16 protein-coding genes are annotated in these 16,704 nt (G+C 72.3%); 6 read left to right on the top strand and 10 right to left on the bottom strand.

The genetic code is table 11. The features are described from left to right. The first annotated feature begins 79 nt into the window (after positions 1 to 79). Positions 80 to 796: an SIR2 family NAD-dependent protein deacylase gene (locus ACWEV0_RS15185; RefSeq protein ID WP_453149744.1), complete on the top strand. Its 717-nt coding sequence runs from the start codon at positions 80 to 82 to the stop codon at positions 794 to 796. A 17-nt stretch (positions 797 to 813) separates the two neighbouring features. Here ACWEV0_RS15185 and ACWEV0_RS15180 read toward each other — a convergent pair whose 3' ends face one another. Both ACWEV0_RS15180 and ACWEV0_RS15175 read right to left on the bottom strand, forming a co-directional pair. After that, a complete protein-coding gene (locus tag ACWEV0_RS15180) occupies positions 814 to 1,311 on the bottom strand; it encodes a methylated-DNA--[protein]-cysteine S-methyltransferase (RefSeq protein WP_453149743.1) in 498 nt (165 codons plus the stop codon). 12 nt (positions 1,312 to 1,323) lie between these two features. After that, the gene (locus tag ACWEV0_RS15175) at positions 1,324 to 2,799 is read right to left on the bottom strand and encodes an AlkA N-terminal domain-containing protein (RefSeq protein WP_453149742.1); all 1,476 of its coding nucleotides are present in this window, start codon (positions 2,797 to 2,799) and stop codon (positions 1,324 to 1,326) included. Between the two features lie 234 nt (positions 2,800 to 3,033). Here ACWEV0_RS15175 and ACWEV0_RS15170 point away from each other — a divergent pair, with 234 nt between their 5' ends. The 3 genes from ACWEV0_RS15170 to ACWEV0_RS15160 all read left to right on the top strand — a co-directional run bounded on the left by ACWEV0_RS15170 (position 3,034) and on the right by ACWEV0_RS15160 (position 5,261). Further along, on the top strand, positions 3,034 to 3,756 hold the full coding sequence (locus ACWEV0_RS15170; RefSeq protein ID WP_453149741.1) for a TetR/AcrR family transcriptional regulator: 723 nt from the start codon (positions 3,034 to 3,036) through the stop codon (positions 3,754 to 3,756). A 103-nt stretch (positions 3,757 to 3,859) separates the two neighbouring features. Continuing rightward, the gene (locus ACWEV0_RS15165) at positions 3,860 to 4,177 is read left to right on the top strand and encodes a hypothetical protein (RefSeq protein WP_453149740.1); all 318 of its coding nucleotides are present in this window, start codon (positions 3,860 to 3,862) and stop codon (positions 4,175 to 4,177) included. Between the two features lie 10 nt (positions 4,178 to 4,187). Then, positions 4,188 to 5,261 (top strand): M14 family metallopeptidase, encoded by a 1,074-nt coding sequence (locus ACWEV0_RS15160; protein ID WP_453149739.1) that lies wholly within the window; start codon positions 4,188 to 4,190, stop codon positions 5,259 to 5,261. A gap of 144 nt (positions 5,262 to 5,405) precedes the next feature. On the opposite strand, the gene ACWEV0_RS15155 is transcribed toward ACWEV0_RS15160, so the two are convergent. Further along, positions 5,406 to 5,927 carry an O-acetyl-ADP-ribose deacetylase gene (locus ACWEV0_RS15155; RefSeq protein ID WP_453149738.1) on the bottom strand — a complete coding sequence of 174 codons (522 nt, stop codon included), beginning with the start codon at positions 5,925 to 5,927 and terminating at the stop codon, positions 5,406 to 5,408. 51 nt (positions 5,928 to 5,978) lie between these two features. Further along, positions 5,979 to 7,403: a phytoene desaturase family protein gene (locus tag ACWEV0_RS15150; protein ID WP_453149737.1), complete on the bottom strand. Its 1,425-nt coding sequence runs from the start codon at positions 7,401 to 7,403 to the stop codon at positions 5,979 to 5,981. Positions 7,404 to 7,563: 160 nt separating this feature from the next. Here ACWEV0_RS15150 and ACWEV0_RS15145 point away from each other — a divergent pair, with 160 nt between their 5' ends. Both ACWEV0_RS15145 and ACWEV0_RS15140 read left to right on the top strand, forming a co-directional pair. Beyond that, the gene (locus tag ACWEV0_RS15145; protein WP_453149736.1) at positions 7,564 to 8,619 is read left to right on the top strand and encodes a lipoate--protein ligase family protein; all 1,056 of its coding nucleotides are present in this window, start codon (positions 7,564 to 7,566) and stop codon (positions 8,617 to 8,619) included. Between the two features lie 33 nt (positions 8,620 to 8,652). Then, on the top strand, positions 8,653 to 9,540 hold the full coding sequence (locus tag ACWEV0_RS15140) for a hypothetical protein (protein WP_453149735.1): 888 nt from the start codon (positions 8,653 to 8,655) through the stop codon (positions 9,538 to 9,540). 10 nt (positions 9,541 to 9,550) lie between these two features. Here ACWEV0_RS15140 and ACWEV0_RS15135 read toward each other — a convergent pair whose 3' ends face one another. The 6 genes from ACWEV0_RS15135 to ACWEV0_RS15110 form a co-directional block, all read right to left on the bottom strand. Beyond that, the gene (locus tag ACWEV0_RS15135) at positions 9,551 to 10,147 is read right to left on the bottom strand and encodes a class I SAM-dependent methyltransferase (protein WP_453149734.1); all 597 of its coding nucleotides are present in this window, start codon (positions 10,145 to 10,147) and stop codon (positions 9,551 to 9,553) included. An 86-nt stretch (positions 10,148 to 10,233) separates the two neighbouring features. Further along, positions 10,234 to 11,784: an NCS1 family nucleobase:cation symporter-1 gene (locus tag ACWEV0_RS15130; protein ID WP_453149733.1), complete on the bottom strand. Its 1,551-nt coding sequence runs from the start codon at positions 11,782 to 11,784 to the stop codon at positions 10,234 to 10,236. Positions 11,785 to 11,818: 34 nt separating this feature from the next. After that, the gene (locus ACWEV0_RS15125) at positions 11,819 to 12,820 is read right to left on the bottom strand and encodes a TIGR03842 family LLM class F420-dependent oxidoreductase (protein WP_453149732.1); all 1,002 of its coding nucleotides are present in this window, start codon (positions 12,818 to 12,820) and stop codon (positions 11,819 to 11,821) included. 35 nt (positions 12,821 to 12,855) lie between these two features. Further along, on the bottom strand, positions 12,856 to 14,256 hold the full coding sequence (gene hydA / locus ACWEV0_RS15120) for a dihydropyrimidinase (RefSeq protein WP_453149731.1): 1,401 nt from the start codon (positions 14,254 to 14,256) through the stop codon (positions 12,856 to 12,858). A gap of 34 nt (positions 14,257 to 14,290) precedes the next feature. Then, positions 14,291 to 15,574 (bottom strand): aspartate aminotransferase family protein, encoded by a 1,284-nt coding sequence (locus tag ACWEV0_RS15115; protein ID WP_453149730.1) that lies wholly within the window; start codon positions 15,572 to 15,574, stop codon positions 14,291 to 14,293. Beyond that, the gene (locus ACWEV0_RS15110; RefSeq protein ID WP_453149729.1) at positions 15,571 to 16,413 is read right to left on the bottom strand and encodes a nitrilase-related carbon-nitrogen hydrolase; all 843 of its coding nucleotides are present in this window, start codon (positions 16,411 to 16,413) and stop codon (positions 15,571 to 15,573) included. The genes ACWEV0_RS15115 and ACWEV0_RS15110 overlap by 4 nt, the downstream gene beginning before the upstream one ends. Between the last annotated feature and the right edge of the window lie 291 nt (positions 16,414 to 16,704).

Here is a 16,704-nt window from a genome sequence, read left to right as displayed (position 1 = left end):
GGGCGGCGCGGGGAACGACCTTGCTGACCGCCGGTAAATCGGCTCGCGGGAGGTCCGTGGGCCGACCTAGGCTCGCGGTATGACCATGGTCGCGATTCTCAGTGGTGCCGGTATCTCCACCGACTCCGGCATTCCCGACTACCGGGGGCCCAACGGCTTGTGGCGGAAGGACCCTGAGGCCGAGCGGCTCGTCACCTACGGGCCGTACATGGCCGACCCGGAGATCCGCTGCCGGTCGTGGCGGATGCGACTGGACGGGCCGGTCCTCAGGGCGCGGCCGAACGCGGCGCACGAGGCGATCGCCGCGTACGAGAAGAGCGGGAACGCGCTGCGGGTCATCACGCAGAACGTGGACGGGCTGCATCAGCTGGCCGGGGTGCCGGAGCGGAAGGTGCTCGAACTGCACGGCTCGGCGCGGACGGTGGTGTGCACGGCGTGCCACGCCCGCTCGCCGATGGAGGACGCCCTCGCGCGGGTGCGGGCCGGTGAGCCGGACCCGGCGTGCCTGGCGTGCGGCGGGATCCTGAAGTCGGCGACGGTGATGTTCGGGCAGCGGCTCGATCCGCAGGTGCTCGGCGAGGCGATGTCGATCGCGAAGGCCACGGAGGTCTTCATCGCGGTCGGTACGAGCCTGCACGTGCAGCCCGCGGCCTCGCTCGCCGGGATCGCGGCGGAGCACGGGGCGCGGCTGATCATCGTGAACGCCGAGCCGACGCCGTACGACCCGCTCGCGGACGAGATCGTCCGCGAGCCGATCGGCACTGCGCTGCCGGCGTTGCTCGACAGCCTGCGCTAGGGACCTGACGGCAGGAATCACAAGAGGGCGTCGTCGCGGGCGCCCGCTTCGAAGGCGAGCAGGCGCTTCTTGCGGTCCAGGCCGCCGCCGTAGCCGGTGAGGCTGCCGCCGGCCCCGATCACCCGGTGGCAGGGGACGATGATCGTGACCGGGTTCTTGCCGTTGGCGAGGCCGACGGCGCGTGAGGCGCCGGGGTTGCCGAGGGCCTCCGCGAGTTCGCCGTACGTGCGGGTCTCGCCGTACGGGATGAGCCGGAGCTGCTCCCAGACGCGGAGCTGGAACGGGGTGCCGATGAGCTTCAACGGCAGGTCGAACTCGGTGAGTTCGCCGGCGAAGTAGGCGTCGAGCTGGCGCACCGCCTCGGTGAAGGGGCGCGGGTCGGGGGTGCCGAAGGTCTCCTCCGGCGGGCGGTGCCGCTGGTCGGTCATGTACATGCGGCTGAGGACGCCGTCGACGGCGACGAGGGTCAGCAGGTCGTAGGGGCTGTCCACGACCGTGTGCTGCACGGTGGGCATGAGCGGAGGTCCTTACGCGGGGAGGTGGTTGATCGGGTGGGCGTCGGTGGCCCAGAGGTACTGGACGGCGTAGGCCCGCCAGGGGCGCCACCGGGCGGCCCGGACGGTGAGCGCGGCGGGTCCGGCGGGCAGGCCGAGGCCCTGGGCGGCGCGGCGCACGCCGAGGTCGCCGGGGAGGAAGGCGTCGGGGTCGCCGAGCGCCCGCATGGCGATGACCTCGGTGGTCCAGGGGCCGAAGCCGGGCAGCGCGCGCAGCCGCTCACGGGCCTCGTCCCAGTCGCTCTCGGGGCCGAGGGCGAGGCTGCCGTCGGCGAGGGCGGTGACGAGGGTGAGCAGGGTGGCGCGGCGGCTGCGCGGCAGGGCGAGGGTCTCCGGGTCGAGGCCGGCGAGCGCCTCGGGGGTCGGGAAGAGGTGGGTGAGGCCGCCCTCCGGGTCCTCGACGGGCACGCCGTGCGCGGCGACCAGCCGGGCGGCGTGGGTGCGCGCGGCGGCCGTGGACACCTGCTGGCCGAGCACCGCCCGTACGGCGAACTCGGCGGCGTCCACGGTCCGCGGCACCCGCCGCCCCGGGCCCGCGTCGACGAGCGGCGCGAGCAGCGGGTCGGCGCGCAGCTGTTCGTCGACGGCGACGGGGTCGGCGTCGAGGTCGAGCAGCCGGCGGCAGCGGTTGATGGCGAGCGTGAGGTCGCGCGGGTCGGTGAGCGAGAGCCGGCACAGGACGTGGTCGGCGCGCGGGGCGAGGGCGACGATGCCGTGCCCGTACGGGAGGCTCAGCGTCCTGCGGTAGGCGCCGTCGCGCCACTCCTCCACGCCGGGGACGGCGGTGGCGGCGAGGTGGCCGAAGAGGTTCGAGGGGTTGAGGGGCGCGCGGAACGGCAGCCGCAGGGTGATCGCCCCGGAGGGGGCGGGCGGTACGGCGCCGGTCCGGGCGGCGCGGGCGCGCAGGTCGCCCGGGGTGAGCGCGAAGACCTGGCGGACGGTGTCGTTGAAGGTGCGGATCGAGGCGAAGCCGGCGGCGAAGGCGATCTCGGCCATGGGCAGCGGGGTGGTCTCGATGAGCAGGCGCGCGGTCTGGGCCCGCTGGGCGCGGGCGAGGGCGAGCGGCCCGGCGCCGAGTTCGGCGAGCAGCTGGCGCTCGATCTGCCGGGTCGAGTAGCCGAGCCGGGTGGCGAGGCCCGGGACGCCCTCCCGGTCGACGATGCCGTCCCTGATGAGCCGCATGGCACGGGCCACGGAGTCGGCGCGCACGTCCCAGGCGGGCGAGCCGGGGCTGGTGTCCGGCCGGCAGCGCTTGCAGGCCCGGAAGCCGGCCCGCTGGCAGGAGGCGGCGGTGGGGTGGAACTCCATGTTCTCGGGCCTCGGCGGCACGGCCGGGCAGCTGGGCCGGCAGTAGATCCGAGTGGTGCGGACGGCGGTGAAGAAGACGCCGTCGAAGCGGGCGTCCTTCGACTGGACGGCCCGGACGCAGCGCTCGGTGTCGGTGTGCATGGCTCCAGGATGGGTGATCCCGATGGAGACGGCTGGCGAGAAAACGACATCGACGTGCGGGCGCAAGCGCCGGGGGCGGAGACGGACTCGGTGGCCCGGGCGGCGACCCGGCGCCTTCGGCCTCGGCGAGGCATTAAGTACAATATTGGAGTAAGTGTACTGTGTATCCCGGTATCCACAGGTCGACCGGCACGCCCCGATGACGTCGCCGGGCGGGGCGATGGGAGTGCGGACATGACTGGACCGGACCCTGGCACCCCCGCCAGGCGGCGGCGCCTCAGCCGCCCCCTCGTGCTCGCGGCCGCCGTGGCACTGGTCGACCGGGAGGGCCTCGGGGCGCTGACCATGCGGCGTCTGGCTGCCGACCTGGGCGTGGAGCCGATGGCCATCTACCGGTACACGGCCAGCAAGGAGGCGCTCCTCGACGGCCTGGTCGAGGCCTTCTTCACCGAGGTCAACGACCGATTGCGCACCTCGGCCGAGGCCGCCGTGCCCTCCTGGCGCGCGGAGCTGCGCCGGATCGCCCGCGCCTTCTCGGCCTCGGTGCACGCCCACCCCGAGCTCCTGCCCGTGGTGGCCACCCGCCCGCTCAGCGTGCCGGTGGCCCGCCGCCCGGCACCGATGCTCCAGCTCACCGAGCACATGCTCGCCGTCCTCGGCCGGGCCGGCTTCGACGACGCCACCGCACTGATGATCTACCGCACGTTCGTGGCCTGGAACCTCGGCTGCCTCCTCGTGGACAAGCGCCAGGTGGTCGACAACCCCGACGAGCCGGACGTCATGCTGCGCCTGGGCCTGCACCGACTGCCCGCCGCCGAGTACCCGCGACTGCGCGCGCTCGTCCCGCAACTGGCGGAGTACGACGACGAGCGCGAGCTGATCGAGGGCCTCGACAGCCTGCTCGGCGGCATGCCCGAGGCGCCCCTTGACGCGTTCTACGGCGAAGGCGCACGCTGAGGATACGACGTACACATCGCCCATATACGTACGTATCCATACCTTCGAGTCGACATCAGCCGACGTCAGCGACATCGGCCGACGGCGCCCCAGGGAGGCCGTCATGTCCCACCACGAGCACACGATCCTGCGCGTCCGGGTCACCGCCCGGGACGCCGACACCCTCCGCGCGCTGCTGCGCGACACCCGTCCCGACGTCGGCGGCCGCGTCCGCCGGCACGAGGACGGCAGCTGCACCATCGACGCCTACGTGCCCGCCGACCAGGCCGACGTGTTCGAACGCGACGGCGTCACGGCCAGCGTCGTCGAGGACGCCACCGCCACCGGACGCGCCCGCCAGGCCGAGGTCGGCGAGGGGGACAGGTTCGCCCCCGCGGACGCGGTCCCACAAGGGCTGGCCCTCAAGGTGAACGACGCCTAGGAGCGACGCCATGACGTACCTGAACATCACCGAGGTCGACTCCGGCGTGACCAGCCTGGCCGCCGCCTTCCCGAACACCTCCGACCTCGTCGAACTGCCCGAGCCCAGCGTCGAGGGCCGGACCTGCCACGCCCTGCGGATCGGCGTCCACACCCTGGTGCCGAAGCCCGCCGCCGTACTGATCGGTGGCGCACACGCCCGTGAATGGGGCAGCTGCGAGATCCTCGTCAACCTCGCAGCCGACCTGCTGCACGCCCACGCCGGCGGCACCGGCCTGGCGTACGGCGGCACCCGCTTCACCGCCGACCAGGTGCACAGCATCCTGGAGGGACTCGACCTCGTGGTCTTCCCGCTGGTCAACCCGGACGGCCGGCACTACAGCCAGACCGTCGTCGACGGCTGGCGGCGCAACCGCAACCCGGCCCAGTCCGGCGGCGACCCGGCCGCGGTCGGCGTCGACATCAACCGCAACTTCGACTTCCTCTTCGACTTCCGGACCGCCTTCCATCCCCTCGCCCCGGTCCGTGTCTCCGACGACCCGGCCGACCCCAACCAGACGTACCAGGGGCCCGCCCCCTTCTCGGAGCCCGAGACCCGCAACGTCCGCTGGCTCCTGGACCAGTTCGTGCGGACCCGGTGGTTCGTCGACGTGCACAGCTACACGCAGAAGATGCTCTACCCGTGGGGCGACGACAACAGCCAGTCCAACGACCCGACCAGGAACTTCCAGAATCCCGCCTTCGACGGCAAGCGCGGACTCAAGAACGACCAGCTCTACGCGGAGTTCATCCAGAAGACCGACCACGACGACTCCGCCGTGCTGGCCGAGCAGTTCTGCAAGGCGCTCAAGGGCGTACGCGGCGTCCAGTACACCCCCGAGCCCTCCTTCGACCTCTACCCGACGTGCGGAACCAGCGACGACTACACCTTCGCGCGCCACATCGTGAACCCGGACGAGGCCAAGGTCCTCGCCTTCACGATCGAGTGGGGCATGGACTTCCACCCGCCGTGGTCCGAGATGAAGAAGATCGTCCTCGACGTCGACGCCGGGCTGGTGCAGTTCTGCCTGACCGCCCTCCCGTAGCTCGCTCACACCCCGAGCCGTCGCCGGAGGAGGGGCGGGTTTCTGCGTACATTTACGAGGCTCGCGTACTACGTATACAAGTCCTGGGCGTGGGTGAGGGCCTGGTCAAGGGGCACCTGGACGGGGCCCCGCCGCTCCCACGGGTCAGGCCAGGACCGTCTCGAAGGCCGCGTAGGCCGCGGCATCGAAAAGGACGAAGCGGACCTCCTCGACGGACGTCTGCGTGGCGCGCACCGTTTCCACGGCGATGCGGGCGCCGTCGCCGATCGGCCATCCGTAGATCCCCGTCGAGATCGCCGGGAAGGCCACGGTACGCGCGCCCAGTTCGTCCGCGACACGAAGCGACTCCCGGTAGCACGAGGCCAGGAGCTCCGAGCGGTCCTCGTCCTGGGCGAACCGCGGGCCGACGGTGTGGACGACCCAGCGGGCGGCGAGCTCGCCGGCGGTGGTGGCGACGGCCTGTCCGGTGGCCAGGCCGCGCCCGTAGTGGCCGGCCCGCAGCTTGCGGCAGTCCTCCAGGATGGCGGGCCCGCCGCGCCGGTGGATGGCGCCGTCGACTCCCCCGCCGCCGAGGAGGGAGGAGTTGGCGGCGTTCACGATGACGTCGGTGTCCTGGTCGGTGATGTCGCCGCGGACGAGGACGACGGCGGGCTGAACGGTGCTCATGCCGCCATCCTGGCGCGCCCGCCAGGACCGCGCACGCGCATTACGCGCCGGTCAGCGCGCCCCGGGCGTGCGCAGCCGCCGCCAGACGGCCTTGGCCGCGTTGTGCCCTGACATGCCGTGCACGCCGGGGCCGGGCGGGGTGGCGGAGGAGCAGAGGAAGACCGCCGGGTGCGGGGTGCTGTAGGGGAAGAGGGAGAGCCGGGGGCGCAGCAGCAGTTGGAGGCCTCGGGCGGCGCCGCAGGCGATGTCCCCGCCGATGTAGTTGGCGTTGCGGTCGGCGAGTTCGGGCGGGCCGGCCGTGGCGCGGGCGAGGATCAGGTCGCGGAAGCCGGGTGCGAAGCGCTCGATCTGCCGCTCGATGGCGTCGGTGAGGTCGCCGCGCCAGCCGTTGGGGACGTGGCCGTAGGCCCAGAAGACGTGCTTGCCCTCGGGGGCCCGGCCGGGGTCGACCAGGCTGGGCTGGGCGGTGATGAGGAACGGGGTGTCGGGGGCGGTGCCGGAGGACGCCTGGTCGAGGGCGGCGCCGATCTCGCCCATCGTGGGCCCGACCTGCACGGTGCCGGCCCGGCGCGCGGCCTCGGCGGTCCACGGCACCGGCCCGGAGAGCGCGTAGTCGATCTTGAACGCGCTGGCACCGTAGCGGTAGCCGTCGTAGTAGCCGCCGAGCCCGGCGATCCGGGCGAGCGCGGTGGGCGAGGTGTCGAAGACGTAGGCGCGGGCCGGCGGCAGGTCGTCGAGCCGCTTGACCTCGAAGTCGGTGTGCACGGCGCCGCCGAGGTCCTTCAGGTACGCGGCGAGGGCGTCGGAGATCGACTGCGAGCCGCCTCGGGGCATCGGCCAGCCCACCGCGTGCGCGGCGAGCGCGAAGACCAGGCCGACGGCGCCGGTGGCGATGCCGTCGAGCGGGGCGATGACATGGCCGACGAGCCCGGCGAACAGGGCCCGCGCCTTCTCGTCGCGGAAGCGGCTCAACAGCCAGGTGGCGGGCGGCAGTCCGGCGAGTCCGAAGCGGGCGAGGGTGACCGGGTCGCGGGGCAGTGCGGTGAGCGGCAGCTGCATGAAGTCGCGGACGAGGGTGTCCCAGCGGGGTACGAACGGGGTGACGAGCCGCCGGTAGGCGCCGGCGTCGCGCGGGCCGAAGGAGGCGGCGGTCTCGGCGACGGAGCGGGCGAGGACGGCCGCGGTGCCGTCGTCCCAGGGGTGGGCCATCGGCAGTGCGGGGTGCAGCCATTCGAGCCCGTAGCGGTCCAGCGGCATCGAGCCGAAGACCGGCGAGCCGATGCCGAGCGGGTGCACGGCGGAGCAGGGGTCGTGCCGGAAGCCGGGGAGCGTCAGCTCCTCGGTGCGGGCGCCGCCGCCCACGGTGGACTTCGCTTCGAAGACGGCCACGGAGAAGCCACGGCGGGCGAGTTCGGCGGCGGCGGTCAGCCCGTTGGGTCCCGCCCCCACGACCACGGCATCGAGCATCGACGTCACCTGAGGACTCCTCATGTCGGGCCGGCGATCACTGTCCCCAGGATAGGCCGGGCTCCCGGGGCCTCCTCGTCCGCCCTCGGAGACCGGCCAGGCCGCGGAGTACGCTTTGGACGGCTTCACCCCTTACTGGGGACCCCTGACAGGTGGGAGGGCGGATCCGGTGCACGGCGAGTACAAGGTCCCGGGCGGCAAGCTGGTCGTGGTCGACCTGGACGTGGCGGACGGCGTGCTGCGCCGGGTGCGGGTCGCGGGCGACTTCTTCCTGGAGCCGGACGAGGCGATCCTGGCGATCGACGGGGCCCTGGAGGGCGCGCCCGCCGACACGGACGCGGCCGGCCTCGCGGCCCGGATCGACCAGGCGCTGCCTCCGGGCACGGAGATGTTCGGCCTGACCACCGAGGGCATCGGGGTCGCGGTCCGCCGGGCGCTCGCGCACGCCACCGACTGGACCGACTACGACTGGCAGCTGATCCACGAGCCGCCGCAGTCCCCGGCCCTGCACATGGCCCTCGACGAGGTCCTGACCGCCGAGGTCGCGGCCGGCCGCCGCCCGCCGACCCTGCGGGTCTGGGAGTGGGGCTCCCCGGCCGTCGTCATCGGCAGCTTCCAGTCGCTGCGCAACGAGGTCGACCCGGAGGCCGCCGAGCGGCACGGCATCGAGGTGGTGCGCCGGATCAGCGGCGGCGGCGCCATGTTCATCGAGCCGGGCAACACCATCACGTACTCCCTGTCGGTCCCGGACGCCCTGGTCCAGGGCCTGTCCTTCACCGACAGCTACGCCTATCTCGACGACTGGGTGCTCGGCGCCCTCGGCGACATGGGCGTCAAGGCGTGGTACCAGCCGCTGAACGACATCGCCACGGACGCCGGCAAGATCGCCGGCGCGGCCCAGAAGCGCATGGTCGCGGGTGCGGGCGCGGTGCTGCACCACGTGACGATGGCCTACGACATCGACGCCGAGAAGATGACCGAGGTGCTGCGCATCGGCCGCGAGAAGCTCTCCGACAAGGGCACGAAGAGCGCCAAGAAGCGCGTCGACCCCCTCCGCCGCCAGACCGGCCTGCCGCGCGAGGCCGTCATCGACCGCATGATCGCCTCCTTCCGTGATCGCTACGGCCTGGCGGAGGGCCGCGTCACGGAGGAGGAGCTGGCCCTCGCCAAGGAGCTGGCCGAGGCGAAGTTCTCGTCGCCCGGGTGGACGGCCAGGGTTCCCTGACAGGGTCTTCGCATCGTCTCGTAGGCTCCGGCCATGCGGATCGAACAGCCCGTGCGGCCCGGCCTGCGCATGGAGTGCGCGGACGGCGGCCGGCTCGTCCTGACGCAGGGCGACCGGCCGGTGCTCTTCGCCCGCCAGCGCGCGAGCCACCGCGGGGTCCACTACGCCCGGACCGGGCGGTACGCCTCCCCGCTCGCGCCGCTGCGGGCCGGCACGGCGCGCGCCGTCGCCGCGTTCGCCGCGCCCGGCTCGGACGCCTGGACGGAGCGCTGGGCCGCGTACGCGGAGGCGGAGCTGCGCGTCGCGGCCGGGGGGCCGCTGCACGAGGGCGACTGGAACCTGGGCCCGATGACTCCGGGCTGGTTCGTGGACGGCAACTGGGCCGGGCTTCTCGCGCACGATCCCGACCGGGGCCATCTCACCTGGTTCGGTCACGGGGATCCGGCGGAGGACGCCCGCGATCTGCTGCCGCTGCGGGCGCTGTCCGACCCGGGGGCGGCGCGGGTCAGGGCGTACCGGCGCCAGTACCGCGAGGGCGTGCTGCCACCCGTACTGCTGTGGTGGATCAGCGGACTGAACTCGCCGGTCGTGCTCGACGGGCACGACCGGCTCGTCGCGGCCCTCGCCGAGGGCGGCCGGCCCGAGGTGCTGCTGCTGTCACGAGCTGTGGACGCCGCCTACGTGGCGCTGTGCGCCGCCCGGCCGGTCGAGGAGTACGCGTACCGCATGGCCGCGCTCGGCGGCGGTCCGCTCGACGGGGTGCGCGGGGCGGTGGCGGGGCAGGCGCTCGCGAAGGCGCTCCGGGCGATCGAGCGGACGCCGGAGATCACCCGGGCGTGGCCCGTGGCCGGGGGCGTGGCCGGCTGGGAGCGGGCCGTGGCCGCGCAGGTGCCCGGGTGGGGGCCGGCGCCGCTGCCGTGATCCTGGTGGTTCAGGCCGCCGGGGTACGGGCGACGAGGATGAACTCGTTGTAGGGGAACGCCTTGCCGACGGTGCGGGCGAAGGGGAAGGAGTAGGTGCGCTCGACGGTGAGGCCCACCTTCTCGGCGTGGGCGCGCAGGCCGTCGAAGTCGACGAAGCGGACGTGGGTGGCGTCGGTCTTGTAGCCGGCTTCCTGGGGGCAGATCAGGACGACGTGGCCGCCGGGCTTCACCAGCGGGAGGTACTGCTCCAGGATCGAGTTGCCGAGCGTCTCGTCCATGTGCTCCAGGACGTGGGCGCAGAGCAGGCTGTCGAAGGAGCCGGGGCCGCAGTCGGGGGCGGCGGCGAGCTCGTCCGGGGTGTAGGCGGTGAGCCCGCGCTCGCGGCAGACGGCGACGGAGCTGGCGTTGTGGTCGACGCCCACGCTGTCGGGGCCGCAGTTGAGCAGGTTGCGGCCGAGGCCGCAGCCGATGTCGAGCACGCGCCCGAGGCCGAGCCGCTTGAGGTTCCAGCGGTAGGGGGCCTGGGTGGGCAGCAGTCGCTTGATCCCCGAGGTCTCCAGCCTGGCCAGGCGCTGGGTGTAGTCGGAGGATTCCGTGCCGGACATCGACGACCGCCTTCTGCTCTTGCTCGTGCCGCGCGCTTGTGCCGCGTGTCCGCCGAGGCTATGCCATGGAGACTGCCCGGTAAAGATCAGCGCATGGTTGCCCGGCCGCTTCCGGGCGCTGTCCGCCGCCCTGCCATCAGGGCCGTGTAGAGCAGCAGCGAGGCGACGAGGCCCACCGCCCAGCCGTAGTCGGCGAGCGGCTTCAGGAAGGGGATCAGCCCGTCCGCGGGGAAGGGCCCGGTGCCGGGTGCCGAGTGGGAGCCGCCGACCGCGAGGAGGCCGCCGACCGCGAAGGCCAGCACGGCCGCCGGATTCCAGCCGCCCCGGTACCAATAGGGTCCGTCGGCCCGGTAGAGACCGCCGAGGTCGAGGACGGTGCGCCGCACCAGCCAGTAGTCGGCGATGAGGATGCCGGCGACCGTACCGAGCAGTCCGCCGACCAGGCCGAGCCAGGTGAAGATGTACAGCTCGGGCGTGGAGGTCAGCTTCCACGGCATGATCAGGACGCCGACGACGCCGGTGACGAGCGCGCCCCGGCGGAAGTCGACGAGTCGCGGGGCGAGGTTGGCGAGGTCGTACGCGGGTGACACGACGTTCGCCGCGATGTTCACCGACAGGGTCGCGACCAGCACCGTGACCAGGGCGAAGAGCAGCCCGAAGACGTTGTCGGTCTTTGCGGCGAGCGCGACCGGGTCCCAGACCGGCGCCCCGTACACGGCCTGCGAGCCGGAGGTCACCAGGACCGAGAGCAGCGCGAACAGCGTCATGGTGGTGGGCAGGCCGAGGGCCTGGCCCCACACCTGGGCGCGCTGTCCGGCGCCGAAGCGGGTGAAGTCGGGGATGTTGAGGCTGAGCGTGGCCCAGAAGGCGATCATGCCCATGAGGGCGGGGAAGAAGACTGGCCAGAAATCGTCCCCCCAGCCCAGCCTGGACGGCTGATCGAGGAGGGGGCCGAAGCCGCCGGCCTTGACCGCGACCCATCCGAGGAGCACCAGCGCGCCGACGATGACGAAGGGCGCGGCCCAGTTCTCGAAGCGGCGCAGGGCGTCCATGCCCCGGTGGATGACGGCGAGCTCCAGGGCCCAGAAGAGGCCGAAGCAGAGCCAGAGCGTCCACGGCTGCCCGCCGACCTCCCGGGCCCCGGCCCAGTGACCGCCGAAGACCTTGTCGAGCAGCACGAAGATGCCCTGGCCGCCGATCCAGGTCTGGATGCCGAACCAGGCGCAGGCCACCCCGGCCCGTACGAGCGCGGGCAGGTTGGCGCCGCGCACTCCGAAGGAGGCGCGGGCGAGGACCGGGAAGGGGATGCCGTACTTGGGTCCGGCGTGGCCGGTGAGCAGCATCGGCACAAGGACGACGACGTTGGCGAGGGCGATGGTGAGGACGGCCTGGAGCCAGTCCATGCCGAGGGCGACGAGCCCGGAGGCGAGCAGCCAGGACGGGATGTTGTGGGCCATGCCGACCCAGAGAGCGGCGAAGTTGTAGGTGGTCCAGCGGCGCCGCGCGAGGGGGACGGGGAGCAGGTCGTCGTTGACGAAGCGGGGGTCGGCGCCGGCCGCGCCGGGCGGGAGCTCGACGCGGCCGGAGGTGGCTATGGCGGGGTCGGCGGGTCTGTCCGAGGGGGTGGTGGCGGTCATGGCGGCGGAACCCTTCCTGGGCGGAGTGGAGGGGTCAGGCGTTGAGCGCGGGGATGATCTCGGAGCCGTAGGCGTCGATGGTGCCTTCGCGGTTGTCGTGCATGTTGTAGACGGCGAACTGGTCGACGCCGAGCTCGCGCAGATGGCGCAGCTTCTCGATGTGGGCCTCGGCCGGGCCGAGCAGGCAGAAGCGGTCGACGATCTCGTCGGGGACGAAGTCGGTGGACGGGTTGCCGGCACGGCCGTGGTGGCTGTAGTCGTAGCCGTGCCGGTCCTTGATGTACGCGGTGAGCTCGTCCGGGACCATCCCGGAGTGCTCGCCGTACTTCTCCACCAGGTCGGCGACGTGGTTGCCGACCATGCCGCCGAACCAGCGGCACTGGTCCCGCGCGTGCGCCAGGTCGTCCCCCACGTACGCGGGCGCCGCGACGCAGATGGTGAGGGCGTCGGGGTCACGGCCGGCGTCCGCGGCCGCCTGGCGGACCGCCTTGACCATCCACTCGGTGAGGAACGGGTCGGCGAGCTGGAGGATGAAGCCGTCGGCCTTCTGTCCGGCGAGGGCGAGCGCCCTGGGCCCGTAGGCCGCCATCCAGACCGGCAGCCTGCCGTCCTTCACCCACGGGATGCGGACGGGGTTGCCGTCGACGACGGCCTCGCGGCCCTCGGCGAGGTCGCGGATGACGCCGATCGCCTCGCCGAGCCGGGCCAGGGCGTTGGGCTTGCGGCCCGCGACGCGCATGGCGGAGTCGCCGCGGCCGATGCCGCAGACGGTCCGGTTGCCGTACATGTCGTTGAGCGTGGCGAAGGTGGAGGCGGTGACCTCCCAGGTGCGCGTGCCCGGGTTGGTGACCATGGGGCCGACGTGCAGCTTGGTGGTGTGTTCGAGGATCTGGCTGTAGATGACGAAGGGCTCCTGCCAGAGCACGGCGGAGTCGAAGGTCCAGCCGTAGCGGAAGCCGTTGCGCTCCGCGCGGCGCATCAGGCCGACGACCTGCGAGGCGGGCGGGTCGGTCTGCAGGACGAGTCCGAAGTCCAAGGGGCAGCCTCCTGGTTCAGGCGCGGATCGCGGTGCTAGAGGTACTGGCAGGTGGAGCGGGGGACGAAGCTGCCGTGGCCGGCGCGGCCGGTGAACTTCCGCTGGTCGATGACGGGTTCGCCGCGGGAGAGGACGGTCTCGACCTGGCCGGTGACCGTCTTCCCCTCGTACGCCGAGTAGTCGACGTTCATGTGGTGGGTGGCCGCGGACAGGGTCTGGGTGGCGTGCGGGTCGTAGATGACGACGTCGGCGTCGGCGCCGGGCGCGATGGTGCCCTTCTGCGGGTAGAGGCCGAACATCCGGGCCGGGGTGGCGCAGGCGATCTCGATCCAGCGGCGGCGGGAGATGTGCCCGTCGACGACGGCCTGGTGGAGCAGGTCCATGCGGTTCTCGACGCCGGGCAGGCCGTTGGGGATCTTGGAGAAGTCGCCGCGGCCGAGCTCCTTCTGGCCGACGAAGCAGAAGGGGCAGTGGTCGGTTGACACCACCTGGAGGTCGTTGGTGCGCAGGCCCCGCCACAGGGCCGCCTGGTGCTCCTTCGGCCGCAGCGGTGTGGAGCAGACGTACTTGGCGCCCTCGAAGTCCGGCTCGGCGAGGTTGTCGGTGGACAGGAACAGATACTGCGGGCAGGTCTCGCCGAAGACCGGCAGTCCCTTGTCGCGGGCGGCGGCGAGCTCGGCGACGGCCTCCTCGGCCGAGACGTGCACCACGTACAGCGGCGCGCCCGCCACCCGGGACAGCTGGATCGCCCGGTGCGTGGCCTCGGCCTCCAGGAGCGCCTTGCGGACCTCGCCGTGGTAGCGGGGGTCGGTCTCGCCGCGGGCCAGGGCCTGCTCCACGAGGACGTCGATGGCGATGCCGTTCTCGGCGTGCATCATGATCAGCCCGCCGTTGGCGGAGCCTTGCTGCATGGCCCGCAGGATCTGTCCGTCGTCGCTGTAGAAGACCCCGGGATAGGCCATGAACAGCTTGAACGAGGAGATGCCCTCCTGGACGAGCCGGTCCATCTCCTTGAGCGTCTGCTCGTTGACGTCGGAGAGGATCATGTGGAAGCCGTAGTCGACGGCGCAGTTGCCGTCGGCCTTGGCGTACCAGGCGTCGAGCCCTTCCCGGAGGGTGTGGCCGACGCTCTGCACGGCGAAGTCGACGATGGTGGTGGTGCCGCCCCAGGCGGCGGCCCGGGTGCCGGTCTCGAAGGTGTCGGAGGCGAAGGTGCCGCCGAAGGGGAGTTCCATGTGGGTGTGGGCGTCGACGCCGCCCGGGATGACGTAGCGGTCGGTGGCGTCGATCGTTCGGTCGGCGGTCCAGCCGGCGGCGATGTCGGAGCCGTGGGCGGCGAGGGCGACGATCCGCCCGTCCTCGATCAGCACGTCGGCGTGGGTCTCGTCGGCGGCGGTGATGACGAGGCCGCCGCGGATGAGGGTTCGGGTGCTCACGGGACTACTCCCCGAAAGGTAGAGGGATCGTGAACTAGAGGTTCCTGAGGGCCTGTTCGAGGATCGCGGCGCCCTCCTCGGCCTCGGCGACGGACAGCGAGAGCGGCGGCGCGATGCGCAGGGCGCTGGTGTTGTGGCCGCCGCCCTTGCCGATGAGCAGCCCGTTCGCGCGGGTGGCCTCCAGGACCGCGGACGCGGCGTCCGGGTTCGCCCGGTCCGTGCCGGGCTCGGTCAGCTCGATGCCGATCATCAGTCCGCGGCCGCGCACCTCGCGTACGGCGTCGACGCCGGCGGTCGCGGCCCTGAGCCGTTCGATGAGCAGGCCGCCGACCCGGCGGGCGTTGCCCTGGAGGTCGTGGTCGAGGAGGTACGTGAGGTTGGCGAGCCCGGCGGCCATGGTGACCGGCGAACCGCCGAAGGTGGAGATGGAGTTGGCGTCGAGGCTGTTCATGATCTCGGCGCGGGCGACGACGCCGCCGATGGACATGCCGTTGCCGATGCCCTTGGCGAAGGTGAGGATGTCGGGCGGTCCGGCCTGGCCGTGCGCCTGCCAGCCCCAGAAGTGCTCGCCGGTGCGGCCCCAGCCGGTCTGCACCTCGTCGGCGATCCACAGGATGCCGTGCCGGTCGAGGACCCGGCGGAAGGCGGCGTAGAGGCCGTCGGGCGGGGAGGTGAAGCCGCCGACGCCCTGGATGGGTTCGGCGATGAGCGCGGCGACGCCGGCGCGGGTCTGGCCGAGCACGTCCTCCAGGTCGGCGACGCACGCCTCGATGAACCGCTCGTCCGTGAGCCCGGCGTACGGGCCGCGGCCGCGGACGCCGCCGTGCACGTAGAGCGTCTGGAGCGGGGAGAGGCTGGTCGGGGACCAGCCGCGGTTGCCGGTGACGCCGACGGTCGAGAAGGAGCGCCCGTGGTAGCTGTTGCGCATCGCCAGGAGCTGGTTGGAGCCGGTGTAGGCGGTGGCGAGCAGCAGGGCGGTGTCGTTGGCCTCGGTGCCGGAGGTGGTGAAGAAGACGCGGGCGTCGGGGATGCCGGAGAGGGCGGCGATCCGTTCGGCGAGCTCCACCATGGGGCGGTTGAGGTAGAGGGTGGAGGAGTGGATGATCCGCCCGGCCTGTTCCGCGACCGCCTTGGTGACCTCGGGCAGCGCGTGGGCGGTCATGGTGGTGAGGATGCCGCCGAAGAAGTCGAGGTAGCGGTTGCCGTCGGCGTCCCAGACGTGGCGGCCCTCGCCGTGGGTGAGCTCGATGGGGTGCCGGTAGTAGAGGGCGACCCAGTCGGGGATGACGGCGCGGTGGCGGTCGTACAGGTTGCTCACGGCCGCACCAGCCCGTCGTACGCGTCGGGGCGGCGGTCCCGGTAGAACGCCCATTGCTGCCGGACCTGTTCGATGAGGCCGAAGTCGAGGTCGCGGACGACGAGTTCCTCCTCCTTGTCGGAGGCGACGTCGCCGACGAACTGGCCGCGCGGGTCGACGAAGTAGCTGGTGCCGTAGAAGTCGTTGTCGCCGTACTCCTCGATGCCGACGCGGTTGATGGCGGCGACGTAGTACTCGTTGGCGACGGCCGCGGCGGGCTGTTCCAGCTGCCAGAGGTAGGAGGAGAGACCGCGGTGGGTGGCCGACGGGTTGTAGACCAACTGGGCTCCGTTGAGCCCGAGTTGGCGCCAGCCCTCGGGGAAGTGGCGGTCGTAGCAGATGTAGACGCCGACCTTGCCGACGGCGGTGTCGAAGACGGGCCAGCCGAGGTTGCCGGGGCGGAAGTAGTACTTCTCCCAGAAGCCCTTGACCTGGGGGATGTGGTGCTTGCGGTACTTGCCGAGGTAGGAGCCGTCGGCGTCGATGACGGCGGCGGTGTTGTAGTAGAAGCCGGCGCCCTCGATCTCGAAGACGGGGACGACGATCACCATCCCGGTCTCCCGGGCGAGCTCACGCATCCGCTGCACCGTGGGGCCGTCGGGCACGGGTTCGGCCCAGCGGTAGTGCTCGGCCTCCTGCACCTGGCAGAAGTACGGGGCGTTGAACACCTCCTGGAACCCGATGACCTTCGCCCCCTGCCGGGCCGCCTCGCGGGCGTGTTCCTCATGCTTGGCGATCATGGATTCGGTGTCGCCGGTCCAGGTCGCCTGGACGAGCGCGGCGCGTACGACGTCGGTCATGAGCTGCTCCTTCGGCACGGCGTCAGAGAGCCTCTACGCACGTAGACGCGATGCGTAGGAGGAGAACGTAAGCCCCGTCACAGCCCGGAGCAAGACCACCGCCGTGAAGCAGCGGAGTCGATCATGTTTCATACCCGAGTGGTCGACGTCGGACACGTAACGACACGTCCGGGTACATGTCGATCTTGCCGGTAGCCGCGCTGCGGGGGGCCCCGCCGCCCGGGCCCGCGGGCTCAGGGCAGCCGGGGGTGGGCGGACGGCTGTATTGGCCCCCGCGGCTAGGGCGCGGGG

The organism is Streptomyces sp. NPDC003943, assembly GCF_053605265.1.
The sequence above is the reverse complement of the archived record's forward strand: the minus strand, read 5'-3'. Positions and strand labels throughout refer to the sequence as shown.

Coding starts and splice junctions, on each gene's coding strand:
- ACWEV0_RS15185 (WP_453149744.1), top strand. CDS start 80: ATGACCATGGTCGCGATTCTCAGTGGTGCCGGTATCTCCACCGACTCC.
- ACWEV0_RS15180 (WP_453149743.1), bottom strand. CDS start 1,311: ATGCCCACCGTGCAGCACACGGTCGTGGACAGCCCCTACGACCTGCTG.
- ACWEV0_RS15175 (WP_453149742.1), bottom strand. CDS start 2,799: ATGCACACCGACACCGAGCGCTGCGTCCGGGCCGTCCAGTCGAAGGAC.
- ACWEV0_RS15170 (WP_453149741.1), top strand. CDS start 3,034: ATGACTGGACCGGACCCTGGCACCCCCGCCAGGCGGCGGCGCCTCAGC.
- ACWEV0_RS15165 (WP_453149740.1), top strand. CDS start 3,860: ATGTCCCACCACGAGCACACGATCCTGCGCGTCCGGGTCACCGCCCGG.
- ACWEV0_RS15160 (WP_453149739.1), top strand. CDS start 4,188: ATGACGTACCTGAACATCACCGAGGTCGACTCCGGCGTGACCAGCCTG.
- ACWEV0_RS15155 (WP_453149738.1), bottom strand. CDS start 5,927: ATGAGCACCGTTCAGCCCGCCGTCGTCCTCGTCCGCGGCGACATCACC.
- ACWEV0_RS15140 (WP_453149735.1), top strand. CDS start 8,653: ATGCGGATCGAACAGCCCGTGCGGCCCGGCCTGCGCATGGAGTGCGCG.
- ACWEV0_RS15135 (WP_453149734.1), bottom strand. CDS start 10,147: ATGTCCGGCACGGAATCCTCCGACTACACCCAGCGCCTGGCCAGGCTG.
- ACWEV0_RS15130 (WP_453149733.1), bottom strand. CDS start 11,784: ATGACCGCCACCACCCCCTCGGACAGACCCGCCGACCCCGCCATAGCC.
- ACWEV0_RS15110 (WP_453149729.1), bottom strand. CDS start 16,413: ATGACCGACGTCGTACGCGCCGCGCTCGTCCAGGCGACCTGGACCGGC.